At 61.6% G+C, this 15956-nt stretch carries 14 protein-coding genes and 1 pseudogene; 14 read left to right on the plus strand and 1 reads right to left on the minus strand.

Going from position 1 to position 15956, the window contains the following annotated elements:
- Window positions 1–61 precede the first annotated feature (61 nt).
- From MUN79_RS19490 to MUN79_RS19535, 10 genes are all read left to right on the plus strand, one after another.
- Window positions 62–3289 carry a tetratricopeptide repeat protein gene (locus tag MUN79_RS19490; protein WP_244674263.1) on the plus strand — a complete coding sequence of 1076 codons (3228 nt, stop codon included), beginning with the start codon at window positions 62–64 and terminating at the stop codon, window positions 3287–3289.
- A gap of 81 nt (window positions 3290–3370) precedes the next feature.
- Window positions 3371–5071, plus strand: coding sequence for a TonB-dependent receptor (locus MUN79_RS19495; RefSeq protein ID WP_244674264.1), 1701 nt, complete (start codon window positions 3371–3373; stop codon window positions 5069–5071).
- 159 nt (window positions 5072–5230) lie between these two features.
- Window positions 5231–6361 carry an HU domain-containing protein gene (locus MUN79_RS19500; RefSeq protein ID WP_244674265.1) on the plus strand — a complete coding sequence of 377 codons (1131 nt, stop codon included), beginning with the start codon at window positions 5231–5233 and terminating at the stop codon, window positions 6359–6361.
- Between the two features lies 1 nt (window position 6362).
- Window positions 6363–7073 (plus strand): MotA/TolQ/ExbB proton channel family protein, encoded by a 711-nt coding sequence (locus MUN79_RS19505; protein WP_244674266.1) that lies wholly within the window; start codon window positions 6363–6365, stop codon window positions 7071–7073.
- Between the two features lie 123 nt (window positions 7074–7196).
- Complete coding sequence (locus tag MUN79_RS19510; RefSeq protein WP_244674267.1) at window positions 7197–7610, plus strand: ExbD/TolR family protein; 414 nt, start codon at window positions 7197–7199, stop codon at window positions 7608–7610.
- Window positions 7611–7736: 126 nt separating this feature from the next.
- Window positions 7737–8120: a hypothetical protein gene (locus tag MUN79_RS19515; RefSeq protein WP_244674268.1), complete on the plus strand. Its 384-nt coding sequence runs from the start codon at window positions 7737–7739 to the stop codon at window positions 8118–8120.
- A gap of 7 nt (window positions 8121–8127) precedes the next feature.
- A complete protein-coding gene (locus MUN79_RS19520) occupies window positions 8128–8619 on the plus strand; it encodes a hypothetical protein (protein WP_244674269.1) in 492 nt (163 codons plus the stop codon).
- A 265-nt stretch (window positions 8620–8884) separates the two neighbouring features.
- The gene (locus MUN79_RS19525; protein ID WP_311136528.1) at window positions 8885–10045 is read left to right on the plus strand and encodes a bifunctional folylpolyglutamate synthase/dihydrofolate synthase; all 1161 of its coding nucleotides are present in this window, start codon (window positions 8885–8887) and stop codon (window positions 10043–10045) included.
- A 16-nt stretch (window positions 10046–10061) separates the two neighbouring features.
- Window positions 10062–10724, plus strand: a complete 663-nt coding sequence (trmB, locus tag MUN79_RS19530) for a tRNA (guanosine(46)-N7)-methyltransferase TrmB (protein WP_244674270.1) — start codon at window positions 10062–10064, stop codon at window positions 10722–10724.
- A 12-nt stretch (window positions 10725–10736) separates the two neighbouring features.
- The gene (locus MUN79_RS19535) at window positions 10737–11576 is read left to right on the plus strand and encodes a maleylpyruvate isomerase N-terminal domain-containing protein (RefSeq protein ID WP_244674271.1); all 840 of its coding nucleotides are present in this window, start codon (window positions 10737–10739) and stop codon (window positions 11574–11576) included.
- A gap of 116 nt (window positions 11577–11692) precedes the next feature.
- Here MUN79_RS19535 and trpF read toward each other — a convergent pair whose 3' ends face one another.
- Window positions 11693–12322 carry a phosphoribosylanthranilate isomerase gene (gene trpF, locus MUN79_RS19540; protein ID WP_244674272.1) on the minus strand — a complete coding sequence of 210 codons (630 nt, stop codon included), beginning with the start codon at window positions 12320–12322 and terminating at the stop codon, window positions 11693–11695.
- Between the two features lie 266 nt (window positions 12323–12588).
- Here trpF and mnmA point away from each other — a divergent pair, with 266 nt between their 5' ends.
- From mnmA to MUN79_RS31905, 4 genes and pseudogenes are all read left to right on the plus strand, one after another.
- On the plus strand, window positions 12589–13740 hold the full coding sequence (mnmA, locus tag MUN79_RS19545) for a tRNA 2-thiouridine(34) synthase MnmA (protein ID WP_244674273.1): 1152 nt from the start codon (window positions 12589–12591) through the stop codon (window positions 13738–13740).
- Window positions 13737–14459 carry a hypothetical protein gene (locus MUN79_RS19550; protein ID WP_244674274.1) on the plus strand — a complete coding sequence of 241 codons (723 nt, stop codon included), beginning with the start codon at window positions 13737–13739 and terminating at the stop codon, window positions 14457–14459. The genes mnmA and MUN79_RS19550 overlap by 4 nt, the downstream gene beginning before the upstream one ends.
- Before the next feature lie 185 nt (window positions 14460–14644).
- Window positions 14645–15730, plus strand: coding sequence for a S8 family serine peptidase (locus MUN79_RS19555; protein WP_244674275.1), 1086 nt, complete (start codon window positions 14645–14647; stop codon window positions 15728–15730).
- A pseudogene (locus tag MUN79_RS31905) lies at window positions 15727–15921 on the plus strand (S8 family serine peptidase); the annotation flags it as partial. The gene MUN79_RS19555 and the pseudogene MUN79_RS31905, both read left to right, overlap by 4 nt.
- Window positions 15922–15956: the final 35 nt, after the last annotated feature.

Raw genomic sequence — 15956 nt, forward strand, 5'->3', positions numbered from 1 at the left:
TTTTCGCTACTTTTGACCAGTACCGGGCCGGCAGCGCCCTTTTTCCCGTAACGCCCCGTTAATGAAGATATTTCCCCGGATTGCGCTGGCCGCTTCCCTCAGCGCCGCGGCTCCCGTGGCCGCTTCGGCCCAGCAAACGCAGGTTTTTGCCTCCGACGAACGACACTTTCAGGAAGGCCTCGAGCTCTTTGACCGCGGCAAGTTCGGCGCCGCCCAGCAGGCCTTCCAGCGCTACCTTGACCAGACCCAGCGCCGCACTGGTGAGCTGCGCGACCGGACCACCGACGCGGAGTACTATCGGGCCATTTCGGGCCTCTACCTGTTTCACCCCGACGCCGAAGGGCAGGTGCTGGCCTTTGCCGCCAATAACCCGGCCCACCCCAAAGCCGCCCAGGCCTTCTTCGAGCTGGGTAAGCTCTACTTCGACAAGAAGGACTACGCCCGGGCCATCGACTACCTGCAGCGCGTGGGGGCCGACAACCTGAGCACTGAGCAGCGGGCCGAATCGGAGTTTAAGCTGGCCTACAGCTACTTTTCGCAAAAGGAGTTCGACAAGGCCAAGCTCTTGTTTGACCGCAACAAGCAGGGCAACCACGAGTACCGCTACGCCAGCTCGTACTACGCGGGCTACCTGGCCTTCCGCGGCGGCGACTACGCCGCTGCCCGCCAGGACCTGGGCGTGGCCGAGCAAAATGATGCCTACCGCCTCGTGGTGCCAGCCATCATGAGCCAGATCTACTACAAGGAAGGCAACTTCGACGGCTTGATTGACTACGGCACCAAGGCCCTGGCCCAGACGCCGCCCCCGCAGAGCGCCGACGAAATTCAGCTGCTCGTGGGCGACGCCTTCTACCAGAAGCAGGACTACAAGCAGGCCGCCGAGTATTTCGACAAGTACGCCGCCGGCCGCAAGAAGATCGAGCCCAAGGTGCAGTACAAAATCGGCTACTCCAACTTCAAGATGGGCGACTACAAGGGCGCCATCGGCAGCCTGAAGGGCGTGGCCGCCCAGCGCGACTCCCTGGGCCAGAACGCGGCCTACCACATGGGCCTGAGCTACCTGAAGACCAACCAGAAGCAGCAGGCTCTCAACTCGTTTGACGCGGCCCGCAAGACCACCTTCGACAAGACCATTACCGAAAACGCCACCATCAAGTACGCCCAGATCAACTACGAGCTGGGCAACACCCAGGAGGTGATTACGGCCCTGAAGGATTTTAATAAGCGGTTTCCGCGCTCCAAGAACGCTGCCGCGGCCGACGACATCCTGAGCGAGAGTTTCCTCAACTCCAGCGACTTTGCCCAGGCCATCAACTACCTCGAAGGCCTTGACGACCGCAGCAACAAGCTCAACGCCACCTACCAGCGCGTGACCTATCTGCAGGCTGCTACTTACTACAACAACAACCAGTACACCCAGGCCCTGCCGCTGGTCGACAAGTCGCTGAAGTACCCGCAGGACGATGCCCTGCGGGCGGCGGCCCAGGTGCTCAAAGGCGAAATCTACAGCGTGGGGCAGAAGTATCCGGAGGCCATTACGGCCTATACCGCCGCCGCCCGCACCGCCCGCGACGGAGCTGCCGCCGACACCGACTTCGACCAGAAAGCCCGCTACGGCCTGGGCTATGCCTACTACAACACCCAGCAGTACGACCGGGCCCGCACCCAGTTTCAAGCCTATCTGAACGACCCGATTGCCAAGCCCACCGACCCGAACTACTACGACGTGACCCTGCGCGTGGCTGATACCTACTACGTGGGGAAAAACTACGCCCAGGCCCTGGAGCTCTACGAAAAGGTTATTGCCGCCAACGCGGCCGACAAGGACTACGCCTACTACCAGAAAAGCGTGACCCTGGGACTGATGGGCCGCCGCGACGAAGCCACCAAAACCCTGAGCACCCTGCTCAAAACCTCGCCCTCCTCGCGCTACGCCGACGATGCGGTGTACCAGCAGGCCCAATTCGATTTCGAAGCCGGCGACTTCCAGCCCGCCGTGGATGGCTTCACTAAGCTGATCGTCAACCGGCCCAACAGCCAGCTGATTCCGCAGGCCCTGCAGAAGCGCGGGGTGGCTTACGCCAACCTGGGCCAGCACGACAAGGCCATTGCCGACTTCAAGCAGGTGCTCGACCAGCATCCGCGGACCAAGGCCGCCAGCAGCGCTATCTACAGCATGCAGGAAAGTTTGTCGGCCGTGGGTAAAACGGAGGAGTTTGACCAGTACCTGGCGCAGTTCAAGCAGCAGAATCCGGAAAGCAAGGCCACCGAAAGCGTCGAGTTTGAGGCCGCTAAATCCTTGTACCTGGCCGAGAAGTACCCCCAGGCTATTACCCGCCTGGAATCTTACCTGAAGCAGTATCCCAACAACGCCCTGGCCGCCGACGGCCGCTTCTTCCTGGCCGATTCCTACCTGAAAACCGGCAAAAAAAACGAAGCCCTGGCCCGGATGCGCGCCGTGGTAACCGAGGGCAAGAGCGAATTCGTGAACCGGGCCGTGGGCCGGGTAGCCGACCTGGAGTTTGAAGCCAAGAACTACCCGGAGGCCATTAAGTACTACACCCGCCTGCGGGAAGTGTCGCAGAACAAGCGCGAAGTGGCCAACGCCGGCATCGGGCTGATGAAGAGCTACTTTGAAACGGCCGACTACCCCAGTACCCGCCGCGTGGCCGAGGAGCTGCGCAGCGTGGCCGGGGCCTCGCTCAATGCCACCAACACGGCCAATCTGTACCTGGGCAAAGCCAGCTACAAGACGGCCAATTTTGACCTGGCCATTCCAGAGCTGACCACGGCCGCCGCCGCTACGGACGAAACCGGGGCCGAGGCCCAGTACCTGCTGGCCGACGTGCTGTTCCAGCAGAAAAAATACCCCGAGGCCCTGGACGCGGCCTACAAAACCAACTCCTCAAACTACGAGCTGTGGCAGGGCCGGGGCTTTCTGCTAATTGCCGACATCTACACGGCCCAGGGGGAAACCTTCCAGGCCAAGGCTACGCTGAACTCCATCATCGAGAATAAATTCCCGGTGGCCGAAGTCATCGAGGGCGCCAAGCAGCGCCTGGCGGCCTTATCGACGGAAGCGGGCAGCGGCGGCACGACGGGCGGCGGCAAGACGCCACCGGCCAAAACGCAGACCACCAAAACGCCCACGGGCAAAACCGGAACTGCCACGCCGCCGGCCAAAACCCCGGCTCCCAAGGGCAAGACCCCGGCGCGTAGCTCGCTGCAGCCCACTGGCACACCCCCCGCCGACACGACGGCTGCGCCTGGGGCCGGCACCGAACGCTAAGCCGCCCGTTTCGCACTTAATCCAGAAAGTCAACCAGGAATGCGGCCGGCCACTGTTTGGCCCATTCCCAGACCCCACGATATGACCCTTCGCTCCCCTAAAATGCTGCCCCTGGCGGTTCTGCTGGCTGCTGCGCCCATTCTGGCGCAGGCCCAGAAGACCAGCAAGACGGGCGGCAAGATTGAAGACGCCGAAATCGAGATTGTAAAGGAGCGGGTCAACCAATTGCCCGAAGCCACCCGCAACTTCGAGAAAATTAAGATTGACCCGCCGGCCAAGCAAGCCGCCCCGGTTACCTACACGTACCCCGACTTCCGCCTGCCCGCCGATCGCCTCAACCCCTCCGTTCGGGTGTTGTCTATTCAGCAGGAGGAGTTGGCTCCCCAAACCGGCAACTACCTTAAGGGCGCCATCGGCAACTACGGCACGCTCTACGGCAAGGCCTACCTGCACAACACCCGCAGCGAAACCGCTTCCTACGGCCTCGACTTCAGCCATATTTCCTCCTCCACGGGTCCGGTCGACAAAAAAAACTCGGGCTCCAGCCAAACCCGTCTGGGCCTGAGCGGCGAAACCTACAACGGCCCAGTAACCCTGGGCGCCAAGCTGGATCTGGGGCGGGAGCGGTACAACTTCTACGGCTACAACCGTGAAACCCGCCGTCTGCCCCCCAATGCCGACAGCCTCAAGCAGGTCTTCAAGCGGGCCGCCGCCAAGGTCTACATGCGCAACCAGAGTACCGAGGCGCCATTCCAGTACGACCTGGGCTTGGGATTCAACTACTGGGCCGACAACTTCAAGGCTTCGGAAAGCAACTTTAACGTGGCCCTGCGCTCGGCCTACACGCTGAGCGAGAAAAGCCGGGTAGCCGTCAACGGCGACATCTCCCTGATTTCCTACAAGGACTCGCTCAAAACAAGCCGGCCCTTTTTGCAGGTAACGCCAGCCTACGAACTGACCCTGGACCGTCTGGCCTTGTCCATCGGGGCCACGCTGGGCTACACCGGCGACACCATCCGCCGGGCCCAGCAGTTCAATGTCTACCCGTCCGTCCGGGTGGGCTACACCGTTTCGGAAGACAAGTTCGTGGTCTTTGCCGGCCTGGGCGGGGCCCTGCAGCGCGTGACGATGTACGACCTAACGACTGAAAACCCCTGGCTGGCGCCCAACCAGCGCGTGGCCGATACCCACCGCGGACCAACGGTGTTTTTCGGCTTTAATGCCACGCCGGCCCGGGCCTTGTCGGTGAGTGCCAAGGTGACGTTGGCCAACGACCGGAACCTGTACTTCTACAACAACAGCCGCCGCGACTCCACCAAGTTCGATTTGGTCTACGACAACAAGTCGACCCAGCTGATCAACGTGCACGGCGAAATGCTCTACAATGCGGCCGAGCAGGTGCGCATTGGTTTCAAGGCCGATTACAACGGCTACAAGACCCACTCCCTGGCCGAAGCCTTCCACCGCCCGGCCTTCCAGTCGACGCTGTTCGGTACCTACAACATGTATGATAAGCTGCTGCTGGGAGCTGAGTTATATACCTACAGCTCCAGCTACGGATCAAGCTACGTGCGCCGCCTTGTCAATGGTCGGCAACTAGGCGAAGTAGTGCGGCCCACCGACACGGTCGTCGACCTGAACTTGCGCGGTGATTACCGTATTATGGAAAATCTGTCCATATTTGCTCTAGGCAATAATTTGCTGGGCCGTAAATACGAGCGTTTCCTGAACTATCCGGTGAAAGGATTCAACGTATTGGCGGGCGTAACGTATGATTTTTGAACATAATTGAGTTGATGCCCGAGTCGCCGATCAGCTAGTACTGCCAAGGCCTCCAGGTCGCCCGCCACGTTTCCGCCGGAAGCGTGGTCTACGGTCCGGAGGTCTTTTGCATACCAGCCGCTGCCGCCCCGGACTCATGCCACGTAACCTTTGCCGCTGATGCAGCTCTCCGACCATATCCGCACCCTGCTGCGCGACCACGACTGCGTTATCATCCCCGATTTTGGGGGCCTGATTGCCGACTATGCCCCGGCCCAGGTGCATCCCGTGCGCCACACGCTGGCCCCACCGGCCAAGCGCGTGGCCTTTAACCAGTCGCTGACCCGCAACGACGGGTTGCTGGTGGATGCCCTGAGCCGCTCCCTCAACCTAAGCACCGCCCAGGCCCGCCTGTTAGTGCGCGACGCCGTGGCCCGCCTGCAGGCCGAGCTCGACGCCAGCCAACGCACTGAACTGCCCGGGGTGGGCGTTTTCCGCCAATCCGCCGGCCGGGGCCTTGAGTTTGAGTACACCGGCAACCAGAACTTGCTCACGGCCAGCTACGGCCTGCCCGAGCTCATTTCCCGGCCTATCCGGGCAACCGATGCCCTGCTGGCCCGCGACCGGCAACAGTCTGCTCCAATCCTTGCCGTAAGTCGTTCCCGCCGCGCGATGAAAACGTTCCGAATTGCTGCTACGCTGGTTATTGCCGGCCTCATTCTTTCGATTAACTACCAGATTGCCGATGCTGTCGGCTATTTGCCCGAGAGCTGGAAGTTAACCTCCGGCGAAGAGCAGACGGCCGCTCAGCCGGCAGCTCCGGCCGAAGAAGCTGCTCCGCCCGTTGCCCGTCAGCAAGCCGCCCTGGCCGCCCACGATTGGGACGATTCGGCGCCGGCTACTGCTTCGGCCGCGCCCGCCGCTACGGCGCCGGCAGCAGTGGTTAGCAAGCCGGCGCCGGTAGCCGCAAAGCCCGTGGTAAAGGCCAGGGCTGCAACCAAGCCCGCCGCGGCTGTGTCGGTAGCCAAGCCAGCCGCCGCCAAGCCCGCCACGACTGGTACTACCATTAAAAGCCGCACGGGCCGTTCCTACGTGATTGTTGGGGCTTACACCACCTTGGCCCACGCCGAGAAAGGCCGCATGGCTCTGGTCAACCACGGCCACCGCAACGCCCGTATCGTATTCCCGGCCCCGGGTAGCCGCAAGTTCCGCCTCTCGGCCGTGGATTACGCCAATAAGGCCGAAGCACAAAAACAACTGCCGGTGCTGCGCAAGCACTTAGGCTCTTCACTCTGGGTTCTCAATTACTAGCATGACCTCTTTTCTGCTGCAGGTTACCACCGCCGCTACCGTTGCCACCGACACCGCCGCTACGGCCGCCAATCAGGCCGCTGATGCCGCCGCCGCCGGTGACCTTTCCCTGATTGACCTGATTCTAAAGGGGGGCTGGATCATGGTCCCGCTCTTTCTGCTCTCGTTTGTTTCCATCTACATCATCATTGAGCGCTACCTGACCATCCGCCGGGCGGCCGTTAATCCGGATTCGTTTATGGCCGGCATTCGCGGGCTGATGGTAAAGGGCGACTTGCAGGGCGCCAAAATGCTCTGCGCCCAGAACCCCTCGCCGCTGGCCCGCATGGTGGAGAAAGGTATCCGCCGCATTGGTTTGCCGCTGAAAGACATCGAAAGCAGCGTCGAGAACGTGGGCAAGATTGAAATTGCCCGCCTCGAGAAGAACATCAGCATTCTGGGCATTATCGCCGGTATTGCGCCCATGCTCGGCTTCGTGGGCACCATTATCGGGGTAATCAAGATTTTCTACGCCATTTCTACCACCGGCGACTTTGGCATTGCCCAGATTTCGGGTGGTCTGTACACCAAGATGGTGACTTCGGCCGCCGGCCTTATCGTGGGTATCATTGCCCACGTTGGCTACCACTGGCTCAGCATCATGGTTGAGCGCCTGATTTTCCGCATGGAGAACTCGGCTATTGAATTCATGGATATCCTTCAGGACAACTAAAGGTGAACTGGTGAGATGGTGAAATAGTGAGTTGTCGTTATCGTTGCGCAGCTCTGCGCAGTTTGCGCCACCAGAACATCAAACTCACCATTTCACAAGTTCACCATTTCATCATCTCTCCGCATGGACCTCAGCCGGCGCCGTAAGCTTTCCTCGCACGTCGAGACGTCTTCGATGAACGACATCATGTTCTTTCTGATGCTGTTCTTCCTGATCGTGAGCACCATGGTCAACCCCAACGTAATCAAGCTCATGCTGCCCAATGCTCGCTCGGGCAAGGCTGTCATGAAGGAAACCATCAATATCTCGGTGGACGCGGCCGGGCAGTACTTCCTGGACCGGCAGCCCGTAACGGCTGCCACCCTGGAAACCGCCCTGCAGCAGCGTATTGCCGGCCTGGAAGCACCCACCGTAGTGCTGCGCGTCGATTCGTCCCTGAACGTGCAGAAGCTGGTCGATATTCTCGAAATCGGCAACCGCCTGAAGGTGAAGATGGTCATGGCTACCCAGGCCCAGCAGTCGGGCGGGAAGGCGTAGACCAGCTACCGGGCCGCCGACGGGAACAGACTTTGCGCCGGCCTCGTTTAAGAAGTAATAACGTATAAGTACTTGCTTACGGCGCGGCTTCTTTCGCGCCGTAACGCGTTTCTACCAGTTGAAGCCATGGCCGTAGAATACCGCGAACAGCACCGCCGCGAGGCAATTATCGGCACGGTGGTCGTCCACGCGCTGCTGTTAGCCCTGTTCGTCTTCACCGTTTTCAAAGGTCCTGACCCGCCGCTGCTGGGGTTGGGCGGCGACGGAGTCGAACTCAACTATGGCATTGACGAGGCCGGCTCGGGCGATGTGCAAACCAAGGCCCTGGCCAACGAGTCGCCGAACCGGGAAGACAGCCGTCCGCCGGCTTCTTCGCCCGACCCGGAGCCCCGCCCGGTGCAGCAGGCCGCCGAGCCCGTACCCCAGGAAGCTTCCGAGGACAAAATCGTGACCAGCGAAGCCGAGGAAAGCCCGGTAAAGCTGCCCCGGTCGAGAAGCCTGCCCCCGTAAGGAGGAAGTGAAGGAAGTGCCCAAGCCCGTGGAAAAGCCCCGCACGCTCTACACGCCCAAGGGCAGCGCCAACGGCGGGAGCAATGGGGAGAATGGCACCAGCAACGCGCCTACCGGCAACAACAACGGCGACAAGCCCGGCTCGGTGGGCGACCAAGGCAACCCCAACGGCTCCCTCGATGCCAAGGCCCTGTACGGGCAGCCCGGCAGCGGCGGCAGCGGCCTGAGCCCGGGCTCGGGCGGCCTGGAAATGTCGGGTTGGGCCTTCGTAAAAACGCCCAACGCTTCCCCCATCGACAATAACCCTGGCTTCGTCCGGTTTAAAATCAGGATCAACTCGGACGGAGAGGTCGAATCCATCAGCAAGGTGTCGGGTAACGTGTCGGCGGCCCAGGAGCGATTGTTCCGCGACGCCCTGGAAAATGCTGAGTTTCGCCGTACCAGCTCGGCCGAAGGCGGCGCCACAGGGTTCATTACCTTCCGCGTAGCCGTGAAATAAAGTTTTCACCCTTACCCAAGAAAGCGCTGCCCCGGACCGGAGCAGCGCTTTCTTGTTTTTATAAGAGTCGGTTTTCAGTAGGGGAGTCTGCTACCTTTGTGCCCTGCTTACCTGCTTTTGCCGATGACTTACGCCGAAACTCTTGCCTACCTCTACGACCAGTTGCCCATGTTTCAGCGCGTGGGGCAGCGGGCTTTAAGGCGGGCCTGGGCAATACCCTGGCCCTGGCGGAGGCCATGGGCCACCCGAGCGGCAGTTTCGGGCCGTGCACGTAGCCGGTACCAATGGCAAGGGCAGTAGCTCCAACCTGCTGGCGGCCACCCTGCAGGCCGCCGGCTACAAAGTGGGCTTGTACACCTCGCCCCACCTGCGCGAATTCACAGAGCGAATCAAGCTCAACGGGCAGGACCTGGACCCCGATTACCTCGTGCGCTGGGTGCAGCAGTGGCGGCCGTTGTTTGAGCAGGTGCAGCCCTCGTTTTTCGAAATGTGCGTGGCCCTGGCTTATTCGTACTTTGCCGAGCAGCAGGTCGATATTGCTGTAGTAGAGGTGGGCCTGGGCGGCCGCCTGGATTCGACCAATATCATCACCCCGCTGGTGTCGTTGATTACCAACATCAGCTTTGACCATCAGAACCTGCTGGGCAACACGCTGCCGCTCATTGCCGCCGAAAAAGCCGGCATTATCAAGTCCGGGGTGCCGGTGGTTGTTAGCCAGACCCAGCCCGAAGTGCAGGCCGTATTTACCGACAAAGCCCGAGAGGTAGGTGCCCCGTTGCTTTTTGCCGACCAGCTCTACTATCCGGCTCTGGCCGAGACGCCCGCGCCGGATGCCGAAACCCAGCTGCTGACCATCACCAACCAGCATACGACGGAGGGCCAGACCCTGGAAGTGGGGCTGGTGGGCGACTACCAGCGCCTGAACGTGCCCGGCGTGCTGACTGTGCTCGACGAGTTGCGGCACCAGGGCTTTACCATTTCCGAAACTGCCGTACGGGAAGGCCTGCGCGACGTGCGCCGCCTGACCGGCTTCCGGGGCCGCTGGACGATTCTGGGCCGCCAGCCGCTGGTGATCTGCGACACGGGCCACAACGAGGCCGGTATTCGTTTTATCACCGCCCAACTGGCCCGCCTGCCTTACCGGCAGCTGCACCTGGTGCTCGGCACCGTCAACGATAAGGACGTAGCCACCATGCTGGCCCTGCTGCCAACGACGGCAACCTATTACTTTTGCCAGGCCAACATCCCGCGGGCGTTGCCGGCTACCGAGCTGGCCCAGCGGGCGGCGGCTTTGGGGCTGCACGGCCAGGTATACGGTCCCGTGCCTGCGGCCGTGGCCGCCGCCCGGGCCGCCGCTGCTCCCGACGATGTCGTCTTTATCGGCGGCAGCACGTTTGTGGTGGCTGAAATTGAAGAACTGTATTGATGAGTAACCAACCAGAATGGGTCGAATTAAACTAAAGCGCTTCTCGGACAACGCCGGGCGGGCCGATATTGTAGAGCCGGGTAAAGCCACCTACCAGCAACTGGTGGGCCGCTGGAAAACGGAGTTTTTCAAGAACGACAACCCCATTACGCTCGAAGTGGGCTGCGGCAAGGGCGACTACACCGTGGGCCTGGCCGCCCGCTACCCGGAACGTAATTTTCTGGGCCTCGACATCAAGGGGGACCGAATTTGGATTGGCTCCACCAAAGCCGAAACGCTAGGCCTTACCAACGTAGGCTTCGTGCGCATGCGGGCCCTGGATCTGCTCGACCATTTCGGCCCCGGGGAGCTCAGTGAAATCTGGATTACGTTTCCCGACCCGCGCCCCCGCCTGGGCGACGCCAAGCGCCGCCTCACCGCCCCGCGCTTCTTAGACCGCTACCAGCAGATTCTGCAGCCCGGGGGCCTGGTTCACCTCAAAACCGACGACGAGCCCCTGTTCGACTATTCTCTGGAAACGGTGCAGCAGCGGCCCGGGGCCACCGTGCTGGCTCACACCAAGGACCTGTACGCCACGGCGGAGCTGCTGCCCCACGCCGAGGATATTCAGACACACTACGAGAAGCGCTTCCGGGTCGAGGGTATTCCGATAAAGTACCTGCAGTTTCGCCTGAGCTAACGCTGTGCTACCATGCTACACCCGTTGCCGCCGCTTGCCACGGCTCATTTGTTTCCGGTTCTCGATCAGCTCTTGCTGGGAGTGCTGGCTTCGCTAACGCCGGCACAGTGGGAGCAGCCTACGCTGGCGCCGCAGTGGCGGGTGCGCGACGTGGCTCTGCACCTGCTCGACGGCAACCTGCGGGCCTTGTCCATGCTGCGCGACGGCTACTTTGGCCAGCAGCCCGCCGGGTTTTCCTACGGGGAAATCGTGGAATTTCTCAACCAGCTCAACGCCGACTGGGTGCGGGCCGGGCAGCGCCTGAGTCCGGGCGTGATTCGGTGGCTGCTGGAAATATCCGGACCAGAGTACAACCGCTACCTGGCCAGCCTGGACCCTGAGGCGCCGGCCACGTTTTCCGTGGGCTGGGCCGGCGAGACGGAGTCGGCCAACTGGTTTCACGTGGCCCGCGACTACACCGAGAAGTGGCACCACCAGCAGCAGATCCGGCAGGCGGTGGGGCAGGAGCAGCCGCTGCTGAGCCGGGAGCTCTACCATCCGTTTCTGGCTACCTGCCTGCGGGCCTTGCCCCACCACTACCGGGGCGTAGCGGCCGAAGCCGGGCAGGTCGTGGGCTTTACCATCACCGGTCCCGCCCACGACACGTGGTATCTGCGGCGCGGGGCGGAAGGCTGGGAGCTGAGTCAGAACTACGCGGGTCCGCTGGCCGCCTCAGTTACCATCGACGGGGCCGTGGCCTGGCGGTTATTTACCAAAAGCCTGCCCCGAAACCTGGCTGCCGCCCACATTCACTTCGATGGCGAAACACGGCTGGGCGAGCCGGTGTTCGACCTGCTGACCGTAATGGCTTAAGCTCAGGTAACGCTGCGGAGCTAAAAAGACTCATCCTGCCAAGCCAGGCTCAGCAGGATGAATCATGGGTGCTACTACGGGCGGCTTCGGTTCGGGCCGCGGCTGAACCGACGAGACTATTCTTCCTCTAGTTGCTCAAACACGGCTTCCAGCTCGGTGAAGTCGCGCAAACCGGGCTTGATTTCCTGCCCGCCTTCCAGCACGATGCCCGTGGGCTGCACTTCTTCCACCAGCTGCCGGACGTTCAGGCTGGCGGGCGCAAAGCCGGTGCCCAGCCATACTTTATAAGTCCGGGCCTGCTGGGTGAGCTGGGCCCGCTGCATGGCAGACAGGGTTTCGTGCGGGGCATCGGCCAGCACAAACCCGGCCACGTGAGCCTGCTGGTCACGAAAACGCTTCTCGACGTCTTCCACCAGCATGTCAGGAATCCATTTGATAAGCTTCAGCGCGGGCACCACCAGCTGGGCCAGCTCCTCGGGAGTGCGGCGCCGGTGCATCAGCACGTAGTGCAGCCCGCAGCGGGTAGCCAGGGCGTTAATTTCGGGAATTGACAGCGAATCAAACTCGCCGATGAGTTGCACGCCGGCCACCCAGCCGCTCAGCTCCTGCACCAGAGCCGGCTCCAGATGGCCCGGCAACGCCGGGTCGAGGCGAAAGGTGAGAAAATCGGCACCCATTCCGGCGCAGTAACGGGCGTCCGACAAGTTATTGATACCGCGCACGAGCACGGAGGTAATCAGAGGCATGGGGCAGGGGTGAAACAGTAAAAAAGTAAGATGCCGCGGTAATATTCGGGATAAAAACTCATAGGGCCGCAACCACCGGTCGGCAAACCCGGCAATTCATTAGGGAAACCAGCCTGATAAATGCGGCTTCCCAGATGGCAATTACCTGGCAGCAAGCACTCCAGGGTTAGGTTTGTGCTACCTGCCGTGGTAAGCCGCCCCGGACTTGTTACCTTTGCACGTTGGGGCCCGGAAACTTTCAGCGGGTCAAGTTGCTTTTGCAGATTATGAATACTTCAGGGACGAAAGGACGAGTGCTGGTCGCCATGAGCGGCGGCATTGATAGCTCAGTAGCGGCCGTGCTCTTGCACGAGCAGGGCTACGAAGTGGTGGGCATGACCATGAAGACGTGGGATTACGCGTCGGCCGGTGGTAGCAAGAAGGAAACCGGCTGCTGCTCCCTGGATTCCATCAACGACGCCCGCCAGATTGCCGTAGAGCTCGGCTTTCCGCACTATATCATCGACATCCGCGACGAATTCGGCGACTTCGTTATCGACAACTTCACGGAGGAATACCTGGCCGGGCGCACGCCCAACCCCTGCGTGCTCTGCAATACCCACATCAAGTGGGATGCCCTGCTGCGCCGGGCCGACCAGCTCGGCTGCCAGTTTATTGCCACCGGCCACTACGCCAACGTGCGTCACGAAAACGGCCGGTACGTGGTCAGCAAGGGCCTCGACGAAAACAAGGATCAGTCGTACGCTCTCTGGGGTGTATCGCAGGAAAGCCTGGCGCGTACGTTGTTTCCACTGGGCGGCATGCGCAAAACCGAAATCTACGAGGAGGCCCGTCGTCGCGGCTTTACTGAGCTGGTCAACAAGCCCGAGAGCTACGAAATCTGCTTTATTCCCGACAACGACTACCGCGGCTTTTTGCGGCGCCGGGTAGAAGGATTAGAGGAGCGCGTGGCCGGCGGTGAGTTTATCATGCGCGACGGGACCGTGCTGGGTCACCACGAGGGCTACCCTTTCTACACCATTGGGCAGCGTAAGGGCTTGGGCATTGCCCTGGGCTTTCCGGCCTACGTCACCGAAATCCGGCCCGAAACCAACCAGGTCGTGCTGGGCAATTTCGACGAGCTGGCCAGCACCACCACCTACGTGGGTAAACTCAACATGGGCAAGTTTGCGTCTCTGGAAGGCCGCGGGCTGGTACCGTCCGTCACCAAGATCCGCTACAACCACAACGGTTCCCCGGCGTTCCTGGAGCAGGTCGGCGACAAAATCCGCGTATATTTCGAGGAAGCAGTCCATGCTATTACGCCCGGGCAGGCTGCCGTTTTCTATGACGGCAACGACGTGCTGGGCGGCGGCTGGATTGAGCGCCACACCATTGCCGAAGTGCCCGAACGCACCTTCTCCACTGCTACTGTATGATCCAAGGGTATTCGTTGCGTAAATTCCTGACCTGCCTGGCGCCCGTAGCGGCCCTTCTTGCCGTGGCCGGTTGCCAGCATGATTCGGTGCCCCGGCCGGAGCCGGAAACAGATTATTTTCCCCTGGAAGTGGGCCGCTACCGCACTTATGCCGTGCTGGACACGCTCTGGGCGAATTATCGGCCCACGATTAGCAGCTTTCAGTTTCGGGAAACGATAACCGCCCAGATTACCGACGCTACCGGGCAGCCTGCCTACCGGGTGGTGCGGGCCCGGCGGGTGCTGCCCACCGATACCTGGCGCGACGACAGCGTGATGGTGCTGACCCCGGTTCGGGAAACGGTGGTACTTACCCGCAACAACCGGCGCACCGTGGAGCTGGTGTTTCCCGTGCGCAAAGACCGGTTCTGGAATATGAACGCCTTCAATTCCCTGGATAGCGTAGTGGCGGAAAACCGGTACTATCAAACGGTGGGTGAACCCTTCCAGGCCAGGTCCGGCGGCAAAACCTTTAGCTACGAGCAAACCCTCACTACGGCCCTGGCTGAAGACAACCGTAACGGTGCTAACAACGCGGTATTCCGCACAACCTATGAGCAGGTGTATGCCAAGGGCGTGGGCCCGGTATTTCGGGCCCGGCGACGCTTCACCTACTGCGCCGATCAGGACGATAAATGCTTCCGCACCAATACTCGCATCTACCGGGGCAGGCCCGGATAGAAGTGTTGATTGAAGAAGGTAAGCTGTAGGCTGCAGCAGGGCAAAAAACGGTCAGACTGCAACGCATTTCCGGCGACAGGTGTATTTCACCTGTCGCCTTTTTGTTTCCGGTTGGGCCGGCGGCGCCGAGTCTGCTTTCAATCTGGGTTTTACGTATCTTCCCGCACGCCATATCTTCCTTCCCAATGCGCTTTTCTACTCTTCTGCTGCTCGCGGGCCTGGGCCTGAGCACGCTTCCCGGTCTGGCCGGTTCTACGGATCCGCAACCGGCTGCCCGCCCGGTTCAGACGACCGGCACGGTGCGCAAACACCTGATTTACTTTCGCGACAAAGCCAATACGCCGTTTAGCACCACCCAGCCCCAGGCTTTTCTCTCGGCCCGGTCCCTGGAGCGGCGCACCCGCCAGAATATCAGCGTGCAGCCCCGCGACCTGCCCGTAAGTCCGGGCTACGTGGCGCAGCTCAAGGCCCTGCCCGGAACCCAGCTCTGGTACACCTCCCGCTGGTTTAACGCCGCCGTCGTTGCCTGCGATTCTACGACGCTGGCCGCTGTGCAGGCCCTGCCCTTTGTGCGCAGCGTGGTTACGCTCAACCGCAATCAGGCTGGCCTGCGCAAGCGTGGCCCCCAGCCCGAGGTAGTGCCCCCGCCCCAGCGTCCCGGGGCCAGCCCCGCCGACTATGGCAGCGCCTATGAGCAGGCCCAGATGATTGGAGCCGTGACCATGCACAACGCCAACTTCCGCGGGGAAGGCCTACAGATTGCCGTTTTCGATGCCGGCTTTCCTGGCGTCAACCAGATTCCGGCCTTTGCGCCCTTGTTTCAGGAGCGGCGGCTGGCCAGCACGTTCAACTTCGTGGATAAGAGCGGGGACGTGTTTCAGCGCAACGACCATGGCACCAACTGCCTGTCCACCATGGCCGCCAACCAGTCCGGCTTCTTTATCGGCACGGCTCCCAAGGCTACCTACCACCTGTGCATTACCGAGGATGTTTCCTCCGAGCACCCCGTGGAGGAAATGAACTGGCTGATTGCGGCCGAGTACGCCGACTCGGTGGGCGTGGACATCATCAGCTCTTCTCTGGGCTACAACACCTTCGACTTGCCTTCCACGGGCTACACTTACGCCGATATGAACGGGCGACGGGCCATTTCGACGCGCGCCGCCGCCGCCGCCGCCCGCGTGGGCATACTCGTCGTAAACAGCGCCGGCAACGAGGGGGCCAACGGCTGGCGCTACATCACGGCCCGGCCGATGCCGACTCCATTCTGACGGTCGGCGCCGTAGATGCCTCGCGGCAGCCCGCTGGCTTCAGCTCCTTCGGGCCCACTGCCGATGGCCGGGTGAAACCCAACGTGGCGGCCCAGGGCGTGCAGTCGGCTATTCTGACGCCTTCGGGCCTGGCTACCCGCGGCAACGGAACCTCTTTTGCCTGCCCGATTACGGCGGGTATGGTGGCCGGCTTCTGGCAGGCCAACCGCAACCTGACGGCCCAGCA

This window comes from Hymenobacter cellulosilyticus, assembly GCF_022919215.1.
Classification (GTDB): domain Bacteria; phylum Bacteroidota; class Bacteroidia; order Cytophagales; family Hymenobacteraceae; genus Hymenobacter; species Hymenobacter cellulosilyticus.